The sequence below is a fragment of the Streptomyces sp. NPDC001920 genome, assembly GCF_053594495.1.
Map to the genome: position 1 here is coordinate 27,695 of NZ_JBSFEP010000029.1, position 17,719 is coordinate 45,413.

The window sequence follows — 17,719 nt, forward strand, 5'->3', positions numbered from 1 at the left end:
CCGAACGCGTGGCGGCACGGTCGGGGAGTGAAGGGTGTCGGCTTCTTGACCCCCGCTCGGCCCTCCAGGATGCTGTGTTGCGGCACATGAGATGCGTGCCGTAATGAGCAACATCAGTCCCATCGATCCCGCAGCAGCCGAGGAGTGGCCATGGCTCACCAGGTCCGTGCTGTCGTCGCGCAGGGCAAGGGTGCCCCCGTCAGTCTGGAAACGATCGTCGTGCCCGATCCCGGGCCGGGTGAGGCGCTGGTGCGGATCGAGGCCTGCGGGGTCTGCCACACCGATCTGCACTACCGGGAGGGCGGCATCAACGACGACTTCCCGTTCCTGCTGGGGCACGAGGCCGCGGGCGTCGTGGAGTCGGTGGGCGAGGGCGTCAGCGACGTGGCGCCCGGTGACTTCGTCATCCTCAACTGGCGGGCGGTGTGCGGGCAGTGCCGCGCCTGTCTGCGGGGGCGGCCCTGGTACTGCTTCGCCACGCACAACGCCCGGCAGAAGATGACCCTCGCCTCGACCGGCCAGGAGCTGTCCCCGGCGCTCGGTATCGGGGCGTTCGCGGAGAAGACGCTGGTGGCGGCCGGACAGTGCACCAAGGTCGACCGGGCCGCGTCGGCGGCCGCCGCCGGGCTGCTGGGCTGTGGCGTGATGGCGGGCATCGGCGCCGCGATCAACACCGGGAACGTGGGACGCGGTGACACCGTGGCCGTCATCGGCTGCGGGGGCGTCGGGGACGCCGCCGTCGCCGGGGCGCGTCTGGCCGGGGCAGCGAAGATCATCGCCGTCGACATCGACGACCGGAAACTGGCCATGGCCGGCAAGCTCGGCGCGACCCACACCGTCAACTCCGGTCGGACCGACCCGGTCGAGGCGATCCGCGAGCTGACCGGCGGCTTCGGTGCCGACGTCGTCATCGAGGCGGTCGGCCGCCCGGAGACGTACGAACAGGCCTTCTACGCCCGCGACCTCGCCGGTACGGTCGTCCTGGTCGGGGTGCCCACCCCCGAGATGAAGCTCGAACTGCCCTTGCTGGACGTCTTCGGGCGCGGCGGCGCGCTGAAGTCGTCCTGGTACGGCGACTGCCTGCCCTCCCGTGACTTCCCGATGCTCATCGACCTGTACCTCCAGGGCCGGCTGGATCTGGACGCCTTCGTCTCGGAGACCATCGCCCTGGACGAGGTCGAGAAGGCCTTCGAGCGGATGCACGGCGGCGATGTCCTGCGCTCGGTGGTGGTCCTCCCGTGACCGGCGCCCGCATCGAACACCTCGTCACCTCGGGGACGTTCTCGCTGGACGGCGGCACGTGGGAGGTCGACAACAACGTGTGGATCGTCGGCGACGACCACGAGGCGATCGTCGTCGACCCGGCGCACGACGCGCAGGCCGTCGCCGGAGCTCTCGGCGACCGCACCCTGCGGGCCATCGTGTGCACGCACGCCCACGACGACCACATCGGCGCCGCGCCGGATCTCGCCGCGCGCACCGGCGCCCCCGTCCTGCTGCATCCGGACGATCTGCCGCTGTGGAAACAGACCCACCCCGACCGGATGCCGGACGGCGAACTGACCGACGGGCGGGTGCTCACCGTGGCGGGCGTCGAGCTGACCGTGCTGCACACCCCGGGGCACGCACCCGGCGCCGTCTGCCTCCACGCACCGGCCCTGGCGGCGCTCTTCAGCGGTGACACCCTCTTCGCGGGCGGTCCGGGGGCGACCGGGAGGTCCTACAGCCACTTCCCGACCATCATCGACTCGATCCGGGAGCGGCTGCTCACGCTGCCCGGCGACACGGTCGTCCACACCGGCCACGGCGGGACCACCACGATCGCGGCCGAGGCCCCCCACCTCCAGGAGTGGCTCGACCGCGGTCACTGACCCGCCTCCGAACGGTTTCCCGTGCGGCGCCCGTTCCGCCTGTTTGCGCAGGTGGTTCGGGCGTTTCGGGCTGCCCCGCGAACACGCGGACCAACGGCCGGAACGGGGCCTTTTGCACGCCTTGACAACGCTTCGGAGCCGCCCCCAGACTGGCGTTGCGCTTACCGCAATCCGTTTCGCTATACGCACCGAGGTGTCATGATGATTCCCGCGTGCCGTCTCACGGATCTCCCGCGAGGCGAGGCCCTCCGGCTCGACATCGACCCGCCGGTCTCGGTGTTCCACACCGACGACGGCGAGCTCTTCGCCATCGACGACACCTGCACCCACCAGGACGCCTCGCTCGCCGACGGCTGGCTGGAGGGCTGCGAGGTGGAATGCCCGCTGCACGCCTCGAAGTTCGACCTGCGGACCGGCGCCGTCGACGCCCCGCCGGCCAGGCTTCCGGTCCGGACCCACGAGGTCTTCGTCGAGGACGGCATGGTGTACGTCCAGGTGTCGACCGACGCCCCCAACCTGCCGCCCTGCGTCGCCGCCCGGCTCGCCGGTGGTCCCGCGTGAGGACGGTCGCCGTGGTCGGCGCCTCACTGGCCGGCCTGTCGGCGGCACGCTCGCTGCGAGGGCAGGGCTACGACGGGCGGCTGGTCGTCATCGGTGACGAACTCCACCGCCCGTACGACAGGCCCCCGTTGTCCAAGGAGTTCCTGGCCGGCACCCTCGGTGAAGAGGACCTCGCGCTGGAGTCGGACGGCGAGGACCTGGGAGCCGAGTGGTTGCTCGGTGTCCGCGCCACCGGGCTCGACCGCGGCGAACGCGCCGTCCGGCTCGCCGACGGCAGGACGGTCCGCGCCGACGGCGTCGTCATCGCCACCGGCGCCGCGGCCCGCACGCTGCCGGGCACCGAGGGCCTGGCCGGCGTGCACACCCTGCGCACCCTCGACGACGCCCGCGCCCTGCGCGACGAACTGACCCGCGGCGGACGGCTGGTGGTGATCGGCGGAGGCTTCGTCGGGGCCGAGGTCGCCTCCACCGCCCGTGCCCTCGGGCTCGACGTGACGATCGTCGAGGCGGCCCCGACGCCGCTCGCCGGACCGCTCGGCGAGGCCATGGGCGCCGTGGTCTGCGGACTCCATCTGGACCACGGCGTACGACTGTTGTGCGGCGTCGGCGTCAGAGGGCTGAGCGGTGAACGGCGTGTGGACGCCGTCCTGCTCGACGACGGCCGCACCCTCCCGGCCGACATCGTCGTCGTCGGCGTCGGTGCCCGCCCGTGCGTCGAGTGGCTGGCCGGATCCGGCGTGGAGCTCGACAACGGCGTCAAGTGCGGCGCCGACGGCCGGACCGGCGTCGCCGAAGTGGTGGCGGTCGGCGACTGCGCCAACTGGTACGACCCGCGCGCGGGAGTCCACCGCCGCGTCGAGCACTGGACCGGCGCCCGTGAGCGGCCGGACGCCGCCGTCGCGGCGCTGCTGGCGGGGGGCGCGGCACAGCCCGGATCGCCCCGGCCGCCGTACTTCTGGTCCGACCAGTACGGAGTGAAGATCCAGTTCGCCGGGCACGCGGCCGGCGCCGACAGCGTGACGGTCGAGGAAGGCGCCCCCGACGACCGGAACGTCCTCGCCGTCTACCGCCGAGCGGGCCGACCGGTCGCCGTCCTCGGCATGAACCAGCCCCGGCTGTTCACGCGCCGGCGCAAGCAGCTGGCCGCCGCGACGTCCTGACGCCGTACTTCCGACCCCTCCCGCATCACCCCGCCACGTTCCCGAGGAGTCCACCGTGACCTCGACCAGCCTGCCGGACAGCCTGATCGCCACCCTCCCCGGCTCCTCCTACACCGATCCGGCGGTCTTCGCCCTGGAGCAGGAGCGCATCTTCGAGACCATGTGGTTCTGCGTCGCGCGCGCCGGCGACCTGGGCAAGCCCGGCGCCTTCCGAACGGTCGACGTGGGCCGCGAGAGCATCCTCGTCACCCGTGCGCGCGACGGTTCGATCCGGGCCTACTTCAACGTCTGCCGGCACCGCGGAGCCCGGCTGTGCACCGAGGAGTCCGGCGAGGTCAAGCGCGCGTTCCAATGCCCGTACCACGCCTGGACGTACGGCCTCGACGGAAAGCTCGTCGCCGCGCCCAACCTCACCAAGATGCCCGACGTCGGCCGCACCGAGTACGGCCTGGCCCCGGTGGCCGTCCGTGAGTGGCTCGGCTACGTCTGGGTCTGCCTCGCGGAGAACCCGCCCTCCTTCGAGGAGGACGTCGTCGGTGAGATCATCGGCCGGCTCGGCGACGTGGAGTCGATCGAGCACTACGACATCGCGGGCCTCTCGGTCGGCAGGCGGATCGTCTACGACGTGAGGGCGAACTGGAAGCTCATCATCGAGAACTTCATGGAGTGCTATCACTGCGCCACGATCCACCCCGAACTGACCGAGGTGCTCCCCGAGTTCGCCGACGGCTACGCGGCCCAGTACTACGTGGGGCACGGCGCCGAGTTCGGAGCGGAGATCCGGGGCTTCACCGTCGACGGTTCCGAGGGCCTGGACCGCATCCCCGGGGTGGCCGAGGAGCAGGACCGCCGCTACTACGCGATCACCGTCAGGCCGCAGGTGTTCATCAACCTCGTCCCGGACCACGTGATCTTCCACCGTATGTTCCCGGTGGCCGTCGACCGCACGGTGGTCGAGTGCGACTGGCTGTATCTGCCGCACGTCGTCGAGGGCGGCGAGGACGTCAGCCGGTCCGTGGAGCTCTTCGACCGGGTCAACCGACAGGACTTCGCGGCGTGCGAGCGCACCCAACCCGCCATGGGCTCCCGGATGTACGCCAAGGGCGGTGTGCTGGTGCCCAGCGAGCACCACATCGGCGCCTTCCACGCCTGGGTGAACGCGCGCCTGGGCGCTCCCCGGCGCTGACTCAGCCCAGGTAGCCCATGCGGTGGCTGATCTCCTGCGCACCCTTGAGCAGCACCGGGGAGAGCTCGTGCAGCCGCTCCTCGGTCAGGCGGTAGGCGGGTCCGGAGGCGCTGAGGGCCGCGATGACCACGCCGTCCCGGTCGCGGACCGGCGCGGCCATGGCGTGCAGGCCGATCTCCAGCTCCTCCAGGGTCCACGCGTAGCCGCGCTCGCGGGCCTCGGCGAGGTTCTTCTCCAGCTTCGTCTTCGCCGTGATGGTGTTCGGCGTGACCTTCTTCATGCCGGTCTCGGCGAGCAGCGCGGCCCGCCGCTTGGCCGGCAGGTGGGCCAGCAGGATCTTGCCGCTGGACGTGGCGTGCAGCGGGGTCAGCTGGCCGACCCAGTTGTACGCGCTGACGGCGCCGGGACCGCGCACCTGGTACAGGTTGATCGCGTAGTGCTCCTGCATGACCGCGATGTTCACCGTCTCGCCGATCTCCTCGGCGAGGCGCTCGCAGACCGGGCGGCCCTGCTGGGTGATGTCGATCCGGCCCGTGACCGCGCCGGCCAGGCGGACGACGCCGAAGCCGAGGCGGTACTTGCCGCGCTCGCCCGCCTGCTCCACCAGACCGCGCGCCTCCAGGGCGCCGAGCAGACGGAACGCGGTCGACTTGTGAACGTCGATCTCGGCGGCCACCTCACTGACGCCCGCCTCGCCGCGCTGGGCCAGGATCTCGAGGACGCTGATGGCACGATCGACCGACTGCACTCCGCCGGCCTGCGTGTTTGACGTTTCGGTGTCATGGCTGTAGTTGCTCACAGCAAAACTATACGCGTAGTAAACAACACTGCTGCAAGTAACGAGGCCGTATACGAATGCCCACCAGGTTGCGTCGTTCGCAACCTGGTGCACATGGCGCTACGCCGCTAGCATCCCTCGCGTATCTACGGCGCGAGCGAGACGAGGCATGATGGCTCCTGTGCACTACGACTTCGTCATCGTCGGCGGTGGATCGGCCGGCAGCGCACTGGCGAACAGGCTGTCCGCCGACCCGGCGAACCGGGTCCTGGTGCTGGAGGCCGGCCGCTCCGACTACCCGTGGGATGTCTTCATCCACATGCCCGCGGCGCTGACCTATCCGATCGGCAGCCGGTTCTACGACTGGAAGTACGAGTCCGAACCCGAGCCCCACATGGGCGGCCGGCGCATCTACCACGCCCGCGGCAAGGTGCTGGGCGGCTCCAGCAGCATCAACGGCATGATCTTCCAGCGCGGCAACCCCATGGACTACGAGCGCTGGGCGGCCGACCCGGGCATGGAGACCTGGGACTACGCCCACTGCCTGCCGTACTTCCGGCGCATGGAGAACTGTCTCGCGGCCGACCCGGACGACGAGTTCCGCGGCCACGACGGCCCGCTCGTCCTGGAACGCGGGCCTGCCACCAACCCGCTCTTCACCGCCTTCCTCAAGGCCACCGAGGAGGCCGGCTACGCGCCCACCGACGACGTCAACGGCTACCGGCAGGAAGGCTTCGCCAAGTTCGACCGCAACGTCCACCGCGGACGCCGTCTGTCGGCCTCCAAGGCGTACCTCAAGCCCGCGATGAAGCGGCCCAACCTCACCGTCAGGACGCGCGCGCTCGTCACCCGTGTCCTCTTCGAGGGCAGACGTGCCGTCGGCGTCGAGTACCGGCGTGGCAGGGGCGCCGCTCAGCGGGTCCGCGCCAAGGAGGTCATCCTGTGCGGCGGCGCCATCAACTCCCCGCAGCTGCTGCAGCTCTCCGGCGTCGGCAACGCCGAGGAACTGCGGGCCCTCGGCGTCGACGTGGTCCACGACCTGCCCGGCGTCGGTGAGAACATGCAGGACCACCTGGAGGTCTACGTCCAGTACGCCTGCCGGCAACCGGTCTCCATGCAGCCGTACATGGCCAAGTGGCGCGCCCCCTTCATCGGGCTGCAGTGGCTCTTCCGCACGGGGCCGGCCGCCACCAACCACTTCGAGGCCGGCGGTTTCGCCCGCAGCAACGAGGACGTGGACTACCCCAACCTGATGTTCCACTTCCTGCCGGTCGCCGTCCGCTACGACGGTTCCTCGCCCTCCGGCGGACACGGCTACCAGGTGCACGTGGGTCCCATGTACTCCGACGCGCTCGGCTCGGTGAAGATCAGGAGCAGGGATCCGCGCGAGCGCCCGGCGCTGCGCTTCAACTACCTGTCCACCGAACAGGACCGCCGGGAGTGGGTCGAGGCGATCCGGGTGGCGCGCAGGATCCTCGACCAGCCCGCGCTCGCCCCCTACAACGACGGGGAGATCTCTCCCGGGCCCACCGTGGAGACGGACGATGAGATCCTTGCCTGGGTCGCGAAGGAGGGGGAGACGGCCCTGCATCCGTCCTGCACCTGCAAGATGGGCACGGACGAGATGGCCGTGGTCGACCCCGGCAGCATGCGCGTGCACGGCCTGGACGGCCTGAGGGTCGTGGACGCGTCCGTGATGCCGTACGTCACCAACGGCAACATCTACGCGCCGGTGATGATGATCGCCGAGAAAGCCGCCGACCTGATCCTCGGCAAGGAGCCGCTCGCGCCGTCGAAGGCCGCCTGGTACCGCCACCCCGAGGCCCGGAAGCAGGCCCGGTGAAGTGCGGTCGCGCAGGCATCCGTACGGCGAAATCGTCATCCCCCGCCCCTTGACGTAGCTCTCCGGCATTCGCAAGGGTGTTCCACCACAAGCAATTGAATGCATGATGCGCAACGCATTCCGGCTGAAGGGCTTGGCGCGTGGCAGACCTGTATGTGGCCGGCGAATGGCGGGACCCGGTGGCCGGCGGGAGTCGGCAGATCCGCTGCCCGGCTGACGGCACCCTGGTCGCGACCGTCTCGGAAGGGGCCCGCGCCGACACGGAGGCGGCGATCGCCGCGGCCCGCGCCGCCTTCGACGAGGGACCCTGGCCGCACACCCCCGAGCGGGAGCGCGGCGCGCTGCTGCAGCGCACGGCCGACCTCATCGAACGCGACGCCGGGGAGTTCGCCCGCGCCGAATCGCTGGACACCGGCAAACGGCTGGTGGAGAGCGAGTACGACATGGCCGACGTCGTCTCCTGCCTCCGCTACTACGGCGGGCTCGGTGGCACCGACGCCGGACGGGTGATCGACACCGGCCGGGAGGACGCCGTGAGTCGCGTCGTCCATGAACCGATCGGCGTCTGCGCCCTCATCACACCCTGGAACTACCCCCTCCTGCAGGCCGGTTGGAAGGTCGCCCCGGCTCTCCTCGCCGGCAACACGATCGTCCTGAAGCCCAGCGAACTCACCCCCTCCAGCTCGATCCTGCTGATGAGGGCGCTGGCGGAGGCAGGGCTCCCGGCCGGGGCCGCCAACCTGGTCCTGGGCGCCGGCCCCGAAGTGGGCGCACCTCTGGCCGAGCATCCGGCGGTGGACATGGTCTCCTTCACCGGTGGCCTGGACACCGGCAGACGCATCATGGCGAGCGCCGCCGCGACGGTGAAGAAGGTCGCGCTGGAACTCGGCGGCAAGAACCCGAACGTCGTGTTCGCCGACGCCGACTTCGAGACGGCCGTGGACTTCGCCCTCACGGCCGTCTTCCTGCATTCCGGGCAGGTCTGCTCGGCCGGCGCCCGGCTGATCGTCGAGGACTCGCTGCACGACCGCTTCGTCGACGAGGTGGTCCGCCGCGCCCGGAACATCCGCCTCGGCGGCCCCTTCGACCCGCAGGCCCAGACCGGGGCGCTGATCTCCGCTCAGCACCTGGCGAAGGTCGAGGCGTACGTCGCTGCCGGTCTCGCCGAGGGCGCCGTACTGCGCTGCGGAGGTGCCCGCCCCGACGATCCCGCCCTCGCCGGCGGGCACTACTACCCGCCGACCGTGCTCGACGAGTGCCGGCAGGACATGCGCGTCGTCCACGAGGAGTCCTTCGGACCCGTACTCACCGTGGAGCGCTTCACCGGCGAGGACGACGCCGTACGCATCGCCAACGACACCGAGTACGGGCTCGCCGGAGCCGTCTGGACCCAGGACGCCGGCAAGGCCCAGCGGGTCGCGCGGCGGCTGCGCCACGGAACGGTGTGGATCAACGACTACCACCCCTACGTGCCGCAGGCGGAATGGGGTGGCTTCGGACACTCGGGCGTGGGCCGGGAGCTGGGACCGACCGGCCTGGACGAGTACCGAGAGGCCAAGCACATCTGGCAGAACATCCAACCCCGGCCGCAGCACTGGTTCCGCGGCTGAACGCCGAAGAGAGGTCGACCGTGACCCCAACACAGACCGAGGTGCCGCAGCGGCGCGGCACGCCCCAGGATTCGGACGGCAGCGCGGTCATATCCGTGCGCCGGCTGTGGAAGGTGTTCGGTCCGAAGGCCGACCGGGTGCCGCAGTCCGAGGAACTGTGCGGCCTCGGCCGCCGTGAGCTCATGGACCGCACCGGCTGCACCGCCGCCGTGCGCGACGTCGACTTCGACGTGCGCAAGGGCGAGGTCTTCGTCGTCATGGGCCTGTCCGGCTCCGGCAAGTCGACACTGGTGCGCTGTCTGACCCGGCTGATCGAACCCACCGCGGGGGAGATCGTCTTCGAGGGCGAGGACATCCGCGAGGCCGACGGCAAGCGGCTGCGCGAGCTGCGGCGCAGCAAGTTCTCCATGGTCTTCCAGCACTTCGGCCTGCTGCCGCACCGCCGGGTCGTCGACAACGTGGCCTTCGGCCTGGAGATCCGCGGCATGAGCAGGGCCGAGCGCACGCGGCGGGCCCAGGAGGTGGTGGAGCTGGTCGGCCTCGCCGGATACGAGAACTCCTACCCCGACCAGCTCTCCGGCGGCATGCAGCAACGCGTCGGCCTCGCACGGGCGTTGGCCGGCGATCCGGACGTCCTCTTCTTCGACGAACCCTTCTCCGCCCTCGACCCGCTGATCCGGCGTGACATGCAGAACGAGGTCATCCGACTGCACCACGAGGTCGGCAAGACCATGGTGTTCATCACCCACGACCTCTCCGAGGCGCTCAAACTGGGCGACCGCATCCTCATCATGCGCGACGGCAGGACGGTCCAGTGCGGCACCGGCGACGAACTCGTCGGCGCCCCCGCCGACGACTACGTGCGCGAGTTCGTCAAGGACGTACCGCGCGGCGATGTGCTCACCCTGCGCTGGATCATGCGTCCGGCCGAGCCCGAGGACGCCCTCGACGGCCCCGAACTCGGCCCCGACGTCGTGGTGAAGGAGGCCACCCGGGCGGTACTGGCGGCCGACAGACCGGTCAGGGTCGTCGAGGACGGCAAGCTTCTCGGCATCGTCGGTGACGAGGAGATCCTCGCGGTGGTGGCCGGGCAGGAAGGCGGCGCGTGATGACGGTCGTCGTGGAGAAACCCGGGCAACCGCAGAAACCGGAGCGAGGGCGGCAGGCGGACACCGCACCCGTGTCCCCGCCCCCCGCCCGGCGGCGCAGGCTGAGCCGCGGCGCGCTGGTGGCCGCCGTCCTCGTCGGCTGGCTGCTGCTCTTCGCCCTGCTGCGCGGCAGGCAGACCCTCGCCCTGGCGGCGGCGGACCTCACGGACCTGCACCGGTGGTTCAACGACGCGAACGACTCCATCGGCGCCAACCGCAACTCCAACCCGCTCTTCCTCTACTTCTTCAACGAGATCCGGCTGGTCATCGACACCCTGGTGACCTTCGTCCAGGACCTCGTCTCCCAGCCCTCCGGCGGCCGGCCCGTGCCGCAGATCGGCTGGCTCGGCGTCGTCGGCATCGCCGGCTACGTCTCCTGGGCGGTGGGCAACTGGCGGGTCGCCCTGCTGGCCGTCGCGGGCTTCACCTTCATGGGGCTCCAGGGGCTCTGGCAGGAGAGCATGGACACCCTGGCCCTCACCCTGTCCGCGGTGTTCGTGGCGCTGCTGTTCGCGATCCCGCTCGGCGTGTGCGCGGGCCTGTCGGACCGGTTCCACCGGATCGTGACGCCGTTCCTGGACTTCATGCAGACGATGCCGACCTTCGTCTACCTCGCCCCGCTCACCCTGTTCTTCCTCATCGGCGGAGCCTCCGCCACCATCGCCACCGTGATCTACGCGGCGCCGCCCGCCATCCGCATCACCGCGCACGCCATCCGCTCGGTACCGAAGGCCACCGTCGAGGCCGCCGACTCACTGGGCGCGACACCACGGCAGGCCCTGATGAAGGTCCTGCTGCCGATGTCCAAGCGGACCGTGGTGATGGGCGTCAACCAGTCCATCATGGCGGCGCTCGCCATGGTGACGATCGCGGCCCTGATCGACGCGCCCGGACTCGGCAAGACCGTCGTCCAGGCCCTTCAGTCCCTGGACGTGGGCACGGCCTTCAACGCGGGCCTGGCCATCGTCGTCATGGCGATCGTGCTGGACCGGGTCACCACCGCCGCCAGCGCCCGCGAGGAGACGGCCCGGCGCTCGGGCGGCCGCTTCCTGACCTGGCGCAGGCCGCTGCTGGCCGCCGGGGGCGCCGTCACGGCGGTTCTCGTGTATCTCTCGCACACCTATGTGTGGGCGGCGGAGTTCCCCGGCGAGGGCGGCGTCGGCCGCTCCGTCGCGAGCGCGGCGGACACCGCGACCACCTGGGCCCAGGACAACCTCTCGGCCCTGACCAACGCCTTCCGCGACGCGATCACCAACGGTCTGCTCAACCCGTTCCAGTCGCTGCTCACCGACTCCCCGTGGTGGCTCGTCGGCGTGGTGCTGATCGCGCTGGGCGCGGTGCTCGGCGGCCTGCGCGCCGGGATCACCGCGGCCGTGTGCGTGGGTCTCCTGGTCGGCACCGGTGTGTGGTCCGACGCGATGACCACACTGGCCTCCACCGTCGTGGCGACGGTGCTCGTCATGGCGCTCGGTGTGGCCTTCGGCGTGTGGATGGGGCGCAGCGGGCTGGTGGACCGGGTGCTGCGCCCTACGCTGGACGCGGCGCAGGTCATGCCGCCGTTCGTCTATCTCGTGCCGTTCCTGGCGCTGTTCGGCGCGACCCGTTTCACGGCCATCGTCGCCGCGATCGTCTACGCGGCCCCGGTCGCCATCAAGATCATCGCCGACGGTGTCCGGGCCGTGCCGCAGACCACCGTCGAGGCGGCCACCTCGGCCGGCTGCAGCACGTGGCAGATCATCACCAAGGTCCAACTGCCGATGTCACGCAGTGCCCTGACGCTCGCGACCAACCAGGGCCTGATCTACGTGCTGTCGATGGTCGTGGTGGGCGGACTGGTGGGAGCGGGCGCCCTCGGCTACGACGTGGTGGCCGGATTCTCCCAGGGGCAGTTGTACGGGAAGGGCCTTGCGGCAGGGCTCGCCATCGTCCTTCTCGGAGTCATGTTCGACCGGATCACTCAGGCCGCGGCGCGGCGCGTGAGCGCGTAAGGAGCACTGACCCATGGCAACACAGGTACGACAGTGGAGAGTCGGCGCGGCCGGCCTGGCCGTTCTCGGCCTCACCCTCACCGCCTGCGGCGGCGCGAAGGTCGGTGAGGACTCCTCCGGCTCGGGCGGCTCGGGCAAGTGCGGCACCTTCAACCTCGCCGTCAACCCGTGGGTGGGCTACGAGGCGAACGCGGCGGTCGTCGCGTACGTCGCGGAGCACGACCTCGGCTGCACGGTGACCAAGAAGGACCTGAAGGAGGAGATCGCCTGGCAGGGCTTCGGGACCGGCGAGGTGGACGCCGTCATCGAGAACTGGGGCCACGACGACCTCAAGAAGAAGTACATCACCGACCAGAAGACCGCCGTGGACGCCGGCAGGACCGGCAACAAGGGCCTCATCGGCTGGTACGTGCCGCCGTGGCTGGCGAAGGCGCACCCGGACATCACCGACTGGAAGAACCTGAACAAGTACGCGGCCGAGTTCAAGACCTCCGAGTCCGGCGGCAAGGGCCAACTCCTCGACGGCGACCCGTCGTTCGTCACCAACGACGAGGCCCTGGTGAAGAACCTGGAGCTGGACTTCAAGGTGGTGTACGCGGGCAGTGAGACCGCGCTCATCCAGGCCTTCCGCAAGGCCGAGAAGAACAAGGAATGGGTGATCGGCTACTTCTACGAGCCGCAGTGGTTCATGTCCGAGGTGCCGTTGGTCAAGGTCAAGCTGCCGGAGTACAAGACCGGTTGTGACGCGGACGCGGAGAAGGTCGCCTGCGACTACCCCGTCTACGAGCTGGACAAGATCGTCAGTGCGAAGTTCGCCAAGTCGGGCAGTCCGGCGTACGACCTGGTGAAGAACTTCACCTGGACGAACGAGGACCAGAACACCGTGGCCAAGTACATCGCGGTGGACAAGATGACGCCGGAGGCGGCGGCCGAGAAGTGGGTCGAGGCCAACCGCGGCAAGGTGGAGGCCTGGATCAAGTAGACCGTCCCTGATGCCCGGTGGGCGGTGCGCACGACGGCGCACCGCCCACCGGGCATTGCCGTTCCCGGCCCCTTCTCCGGGCCCCTCCCGACGCCGTTGCCCGACGTCACCGGCCCCCTTGACACCCACCTGCCCGCCGGGCACATTGAGTTGCGCAGCCTGAATCACGTTGCGTAGAGAGCAACTGAACCGGAGGTGCGGCGATGGCGGGACCCCGAGTGGTCATCATCGGAGCGGGGGTCGTCGGCGCGGCGCTCGCGGACGAGATCTCCGCGCGCGGCTGGACCGAAGTGACCGTGGTCGACCAGGGCCCGCTCCCCGCCACCGGGGGCTCCTCCTCACACGCCCCGGGCCTGGTCTTCCAGACGAACTCCTCCAAGACCATGACCGAACTGGCCCGCTACACCGTCGAGAAGTTCTGCTCCCTCGACGTGGACGGCAAGCCCTGCTTCCTCCAGGTCGGCGGCCTCGAAGTGGCCACCACCCCCGAGCGCCTCACCGAACTGCGTCGCCGTCACGGCTGGGTCACCGCCTGGGGCATCGAGGCCCGTCTGCTGGACGCCGACGAGTGCGTCGAGCGGCACCCCCTGATCAACCGCGACAAGGTCCTCGGCGGCCTCCTCGTCCCCACCGACGGCCTCGCCAAGGCCGTCCTCGCGGTCGAGGCGCAGATCCGCCGGGCCACCGAGCGTGGCGTGCGCTTCCTGGCCCGCCACGAGGTCCTCGACGTCCAGCAGGCCGACGGCCGCGTCACCGGTGTCCTGACGGACCAGGGCCCGATCCCCGCCGACATCGTCGTGTGCTGCGCCGGCATCTGGGGCCCGAAGATCGCCCGCATGGCCGGCATGAACCTCCCGCTGACCCCGCTCGCCCACCAACTCGCCTGGACCGGGCCCGTACCGGCCCTCGCCGGCCAGAGCGAGGAGGCGGTCCGGCCGATCCTGCGCCACCAGGACGCCGACCTGTACTACCGCGACCGCTTCGACGCCATCGGCATCGGCTCCTACGGCCACCGTCCGATGCCGGTCTCGGCCGACGACATCCTCTCCGTCGACGAGGCCGACCAGATGCCCTCGGTCCTCGAGTTCACCGAGGAGGACTTCGCGGACGCCTGGACCGAGACCCGGTCCCTGCTTCCCGCCACCCGGGAGGCCAAGGTCGAGGAGGGCATCAATGGCCTGTTCTCCTTCACCACCGACAACTTCCCGCTGCTGGGCGAGTCCCCGGACGTCAGGGGCTTCTGGGTCGCCGAGGCCGTCTGGGTCACCCACTCCGCCGGCGTCGGGCGGGCCATGGCCGAGTGGCTGGTGGACGGTCACTGCTCGTCCTTCGACCTGCACGAGTGCGACGTCAACCGCTTCGAGCCGCACCAGCTGACCCCGGAGTACGTCCTGGCCCGCGACTGCCGGAACTTCGCCGAGGTCTACGACATCCTCCACCCGCTGCAGCCGCCCGGTGAGCCGCGCCCGATCCGCACCAGCCCCTTCTACGCCCGCCAGCAGGAGCACGGCGCCTTCTTCCTGGAGGCGAACGGCTGGGAGCGCCCGCAGTGGTACGAGGCCAACGCGGGCCTCGTCGAAGGCCGTTCCGTCCCCACCCCCAACGCGTGGGCCGCGCGCTACTGGTCGCCGATCGTCGGCGCCGAGGCCCAGGTCACCCGCGAGACCGTCGCGATGTACGACATGACGGCCCTCAAGCGCCTGGAGGTGACCGGCCCCGGCGCCGCCGGCTTCCTGGAGCGACTGGTCACCGGCAAGGTCGCCAAGTCCGTCGGCTCCGTGACGTACACCCTGCTCCTCGACCACGGCGGCGGCATCCGCAGCGACATCACCGTGGCCCGCCTCGCCCGCGACCGGTTCCAGGTCGGCGCCAACGGCAACCTCGACCTCGACTGGTTCAGCCGCCACCTCCCCGCCGACGGCACCGTCCAGGTCCGCGACATCACCCCCGGGACCTGCTGCGTCGGCCTGTGGGGACCGCTGGCCCGCGAGGTGCTCCAGCCCCTGACGGACGAGGACTTCTCCGACGAGGGACTGAAGTACTTCCGCGCCAAGCACGCCCACATCGGCTCCGTCCCCGTCACCGCGATGCGCCTGTCGTACGTCGGCGAACTCGGCTGGGAGCTCTACACCACCGCCGACCTGGGCCACAAGCTCTGGGACACCCTGTGGCGGGCGGCCCGTCCGCTCGGCGGGATCATCGCCGGCCGCGGCGCCTTCAACAGCCTCCGCCTGGAGAAGGGCTACCGCTCGTTCGGCACCGACATGACCTACGAGCACGACCCCTACGAGGCCGGCGTCGGCTTCGCCGTCAAGCCCGACAAGGAGGACTTCATCGGCAGGGCCGCGCTGGAGCGCCGCAGGGCCGACGTACGGCGGAGGCTGACCTGCCTCACGATCGACGACCCGCGGTCGGTCGTCATGGGCAAGGAGCCCGTCCACGACGGGGACCGCCCGGTGGGCTATGTCACCAGCGCCGCCTACGGCTACACGATCGGCAAGGGCATCGCGTACGCCTGGCTGCCCGCCGACCTCACCACCCCTGGCACCACCCTGCACATCGGATACTTCGACCAGCGCGTCGAGGCGGTCGTGGCTCAGGAGCCGCTGTTCGACCCGGCGATGACCCGCCTTCGCGGGTGAGCAGTCCATGAAGGCGCGCCGACGTCGATATCCGGTTGCCCACGGCGACGGCCGGGTCTGATTCTGGGTCGTGGCCCGTTCGACGTACGAACGTGCCACGACCTGGCAGCCGGCACCACAGGAGACAAGAACGCATGCCCCCTGCGTACGACGTGATCGTCGTCGGTCTGGGCGGAATGGGCAGCGCGGCCGCCTACCACCTGGCGGCCCGCGGCCATCGGGTGCTGGGCCTGGAGCGCTTCGGCCCGGCCCACGACCTCGGCTCCAGCCACGGCGGCTCGCGCATCTACCGGCAGGCCTACTTCGAGGACCCCGCCTACGTGCCGTTGCTGCTGCGCGCGCACGAGCTGTGGGAGGCACTGGGCGCCGCCTCAGGGCGCGAGGTCTTCACCGAGACCGGCGGTCTGCTGATCGGACGCGAGGACAGCCTGGCCGTCGCCGGAACGCTGCGCAGCGCCCGGCAGTGGGGGCTGGAGCACGAGATGCTGGACGCCGCAGACATCCGCCGCCGCTTCCCCACCTTCGCCCCGGCACCCGAGGACGTCGCCTTCTACGAGCGCAGGGCCGGTGTGGCCCGGCCCGAGGCCACGGTGCGTGCCCACCTGGACCTCGCCCGTGCCCATGGCGCCGAGCTGCACTTCGAGGAGCGGGTACGCACGTGGGAGGCCGACGGACCGGGCGGCAAGGCCCGGGTGGTCACCGAGCGCGGCACCTACACCGCCGACCGGCTGGTGATCGCCCCGGGCGCCTGGGCGCCGCAACTGCTGGCCGACCTCGGCGTCAGCGTGACGGTGGAACGCCAGGTCATGTACTGGTTCCAGCCCGAGGGCGGCACCGGCCCCTTCACCCCCGACCGGCACCCCGTCTACATCTGGGAGGACCCGGACGGCGCCCAGATCTACGGCTTCCCCGCCCTGGACGGCCCGCACGGCGGTGCCAAGGTCGCTTTCTTCCGCACCGGGGGAGCCACCGACCCGGACGCCCTCGACCGCCACATCCACCCGCAGGAGATCGAGACCATCGCCGCGTACCTGCGGCCCCGCATCCCGGCGCTGCCCGGCCGTTTCCTCAAGGGCGCGGCCTGCATGTACACGAGCACCCCCGACGAGAACTTCGTCGTGGCCCGGCATCCCGAGCATCCGCGGGTCACCGTGGCCTGCGGCTTCTCGGGGCACGGGTTCAAGTTCGTGCCGGTGATCGGCGAGATCCTCGCCGACCTGGCCGTCGAGGGCGGCACCGAGCACCCCATCGCGCTCTTCGACCCCCGAAGGGCGGGCGTGCGACCGCTTCCGGGAACGACGAGGTGATCAGGACTTGTAGCCGGACGACTCCTGGGTACTCGCCGCAGCGTGAAAGGAGGTCCGACATGGGCACCGTCAAGGAAGCAGTGGAAGTCGAGGTCCCGGTCCACACCGCATACAACCAGTGGACGCAGTTCGAGGAGTTCCCGAACTTCATGGAGGGCGTCGAGGAGGTCACCCAGCTCGACGACACTCACAACCACTGGACCACCAAGATCGGCGGAGTACGGCGGGAGTTCGACACCGAGATCGTCGACCAGCTCCCTGACGAGCGGATTACCTGGCGCACCGTCAGCGGTGACACCCATCAGAAGGGCATGGTTCGCTTCCAGCGCGTGGACGACACCCACACCCGGGTGGAACTCGTGATGGACATCGAACCGACCGGAGCCGTGGAGAAGACCGCGGACATGCTGGGGACGATCGATCGCCGCGTCAAGGGCGACATGCGGCGCTTCAAGGAATACATCGAGCACCGAGGGAGTGAGTCCGGAGCCTGGCGGGGCCGCATCACGCCCGGCTGAGCGGATCCGACCCGACGAGACCGCGGTGCCGGCCACGCCGTCCCGGCGTGCGCCGCGCCGCGGTCCGCCGTGTCAGCAGCCGACCGGCCGTCCGACCGCGGGCGCCGGGGCCACCGCCGGGCGCG

At 70.5% G+C, this 17,719-nt stretch carries 14 protein-coding genes; 13 read left to right on the top strand and 1 reads right to left on the bottom strand.

All coding sequences use genetic code 11. From position 1 onward, the window contains the following. Positions 1 to 150 precede the first annotated feature (150 nt). From ACWCPI_RS35390 to ACWCPI_RS35410, 5 genes are all read left to right on the top strand, one after another. Complete coding sequence (locus tag ACWCPI_RS35390) at positions 151 to 1,242, top strand: S-(hydroxymethyl)mycothiol dehydrogenase (RefSeq protein WP_451042057.1); 1,092 nt, start codon at positions 151 to 153, stop codon at positions 1,240 to 1,242. Next, entirely contained in the window at positions 1,239 to 1,871 is a 633-nt protein-coding gene (locus ACWCPI_RS35395) for an MBL fold metallo-hydrolase (protein WP_451042058.1), read from the top strand. Before ACWCPI_RS35390 ends, ACWCPI_RS35395 begins: the two co-directional genes overlap by 4 nt. A gap of 198 nt (positions 1,872 to 2,069) precedes the next feature. Then, positions 2,070 to 2,432 carry a bifunctional 3-phenylpropionate/cinnamic acid dioxygenase ferredoxin subunit gene (locus tag ACWCPI_RS35400; protein ID WP_451042059.1) on the top strand — a complete coding sequence of 121 codons (363 nt, stop codon included), beginning with the start codon at positions 2,070 to 2,072 and terminating at the stop codon, positions 2,430 to 2,432. Further along, entirely contained in the window at positions 2,429 to 3,592 is a 1,164-nt protein-coding gene (locus ACWCPI_RS35405; RefSeq protein ID WP_451042060.1) for an NAD(P)/FAD-dependent oxidoreductase, read from the top strand. Before ACWCPI_RS35400 ends, ACWCPI_RS35405 begins: the two co-directional genes overlap by 4 nt. A 55-nt stretch (positions 3,593 to 3,647) precedes the next feature. Further along, a complete protein-coding gene (locus tag ACWCPI_RS35410) occupies positions 3,648 to 4,778 on the top strand; it encodes an aromatic ring-hydroxylating oxygenase subunit alpha (RefSeq protein WP_451042061.1) in 1,131 nt (376 codons plus the stop codon). A 1-nt stretch (position 4,779) separates the two neighbouring features. Here the strand turns inward: ACWCPI_RS35410 and ACWCPI_RS35415 are convergent, their stop codons facing one another. Then, the gene (locus ACWCPI_RS35415) at positions 4,780 to 5,526 is read right to left on the bottom strand and encodes an IclR family transcriptional regulator (RefSeq protein ID WP_451042125.1); all 747 of its coding nucleotides are present in this window, start codon (positions 5,524 to 5,526) and stop codon (positions 4,780 to 4,782) included. 202 nt (positions 5,527 to 5,728) lie between these two features. On the opposite strand from ACWCPI_RS35415, the gene betA reads away from it, so the two are divergent. The 8 genes from betA to ACWCPI_RS35455 all read left to right on the top strand — a co-directional run bounded on the left by betA (position 5,729) and on the right by ACWCPI_RS35455 (position 17,594). Then, positions 5,729 to 7,399, top strand: a complete 1,671-nt coding sequence (gene betA, locus ACWCPI_RS35420) for a choline dehydrogenase (RefSeq protein WP_451042126.1) — start codon at positions 5,729 to 5,731, stop codon at positions 7,397 to 7,399. 140 nt (positions 7,400 to 7,539) lie between these two features. Further along, positions 7,540 to 9,009, top strand: coding sequence for an aldehyde dehydrogenase family protein (locus ACWCPI_RS35425; protein ID WP_451042062.1), 1,470 nt, complete (start codon positions 7,540 to 7,542; stop codon positions 9,007 to 9,009). A 20-nt stretch (positions 9,010 to 9,029) separates the two neighbouring features. Then, positions 9,030 to 10,118, top strand: coding sequence for a quaternary amine ABC transporter ATP-binding protein (locus ACWCPI_RS35430; RefSeq protein ID WP_451042063.1), 1,089 nt, complete (start codon positions 9,030 to 9,032; stop codon positions 10,116 to 10,118). After that, positions 10,118 to 12,145, top strand: coding sequence for an ABC transporter permease (locus ACWCPI_RS35435; RefSeq protein ID WP_451042064.1), 2,028 nt, complete (start codon positions 10,118 to 10,120; stop codon positions 12,143 to 12,145). The genes ACWCPI_RS35430 and ACWCPI_RS35435 overlap by 1 nt, the downstream gene beginning before the upstream one ends. A 13-nt stretch (positions 12,146 to 12,158) precedes the next feature. Next, on the top strand, positions 12,159 to 13,127 hold the full coding sequence (locus ACWCPI_RS35440) for an ABC transporter substrate-binding protein (RefSeq protein WP_451042065.1): 969 nt from the start codon (positions 12,159 to 12,161) through the stop codon (positions 13,125 to 13,127). A gap of 203 nt (positions 13,128 to 13,330) precedes the next feature. Further along, a complete protein-coding gene (locus tag ACWCPI_RS35445) occupies positions 13,331 to 15,769 on the top strand; it encodes a GcvT family protein (RefSeq protein ID WP_451042066.1) in 2,439 nt (812 codons plus the stop codon). 134 nt (positions 15,770 to 15,903) lie between these two features. Then, the gene (gene solA / locus ACWCPI_RS35450) at positions 15,904 to 17,076 is read left to right on the top strand and encodes an N-methyl-L-tryptophan oxidase (protein ID WP_451042067.1); all 1,173 of its coding nucleotides are present in this window, start codon (positions 15,904 to 15,906) and stop codon (positions 17,074 to 17,076) included. A gap of 59 nt (positions 17,077 to 17,135) precedes the next feature. Further along, the gene (locus ACWCPI_RS35455) at positions 17,136 to 17,594 is read left to right on the top strand and encodes an SRPBCC family protein (RefSeq protein WP_451042068.1); all 459 of its coding nucleotides are present in this window, start codon (positions 17,136 to 17,138) and stop codon (positions 17,592 to 17,594) included. The last annotated feature ends 125 nt before the right edge of the window (positions 17,595 to 17,719 follow it).

What these genes read in the sequence shown, in the direction of transcription:
- ACWCPI_RS35390 (WP_451042057.1), top strand. Translation starts at nt 151, where the DNA reads ATGGCTCACCAGGTCCGTGCTGTCGTCGCGCAGGGCAAGGGTGCCCCC.
- ACWCPI_RS35400 (WP_451042059.1), top strand. Translation starts at nt 2,070, where the DNA reads ATGATGATTCCCGCGTGCCGTCTCACGGATCTCCCGCGAGGCGAGGCC.
- betA (WP_451042126.1), top strand. Translation starts at nt 5,729, where the DNA reads ATGGCTCCTGTGCACTACGACTTCGTCATCGTCGGCGGTGGATCGGCC.
- ACWCPI_RS35435 (WP_451042064.1), top strand. Translation starts at nt 10,118, where the DNA reads ATGACGGTCGTCGTGGAGAAACCCGGGCAACCGCAGAAACCGGAGCGA.
- ACWCPI_RS35440 (WP_451042065.1), top strand. Translation starts at nt 12,159, where the DNA reads ATGGCAACACAGGTACGACAGTGGAGAGTCGGCGCGGCCGGCCTGGCC.
- ACWCPI_RS35445 (WP_451042066.1), top strand. Translation starts at nt 13,331, where the DNA reads ATGGCGGGACCCCGAGTGGTCATCATCGGAGCGGGGGTCGTCGGCGCG.
- solA (WP_451042067.1), top strand. Translation starts at nt 15,904, where the DNA reads ATGCCCCCTGCGTACGACGTGATCGTCGTCGGTCTGGGCGGAATGGGC.
- ACWCPI_RS35455 (WP_451042068.1), top strand. Translation starts at nt 17,136, where the DNA reads ATGGGCACCGTCAAGGAAGCAGTGGAAGTCGAGGTCCCGGTCCACACC.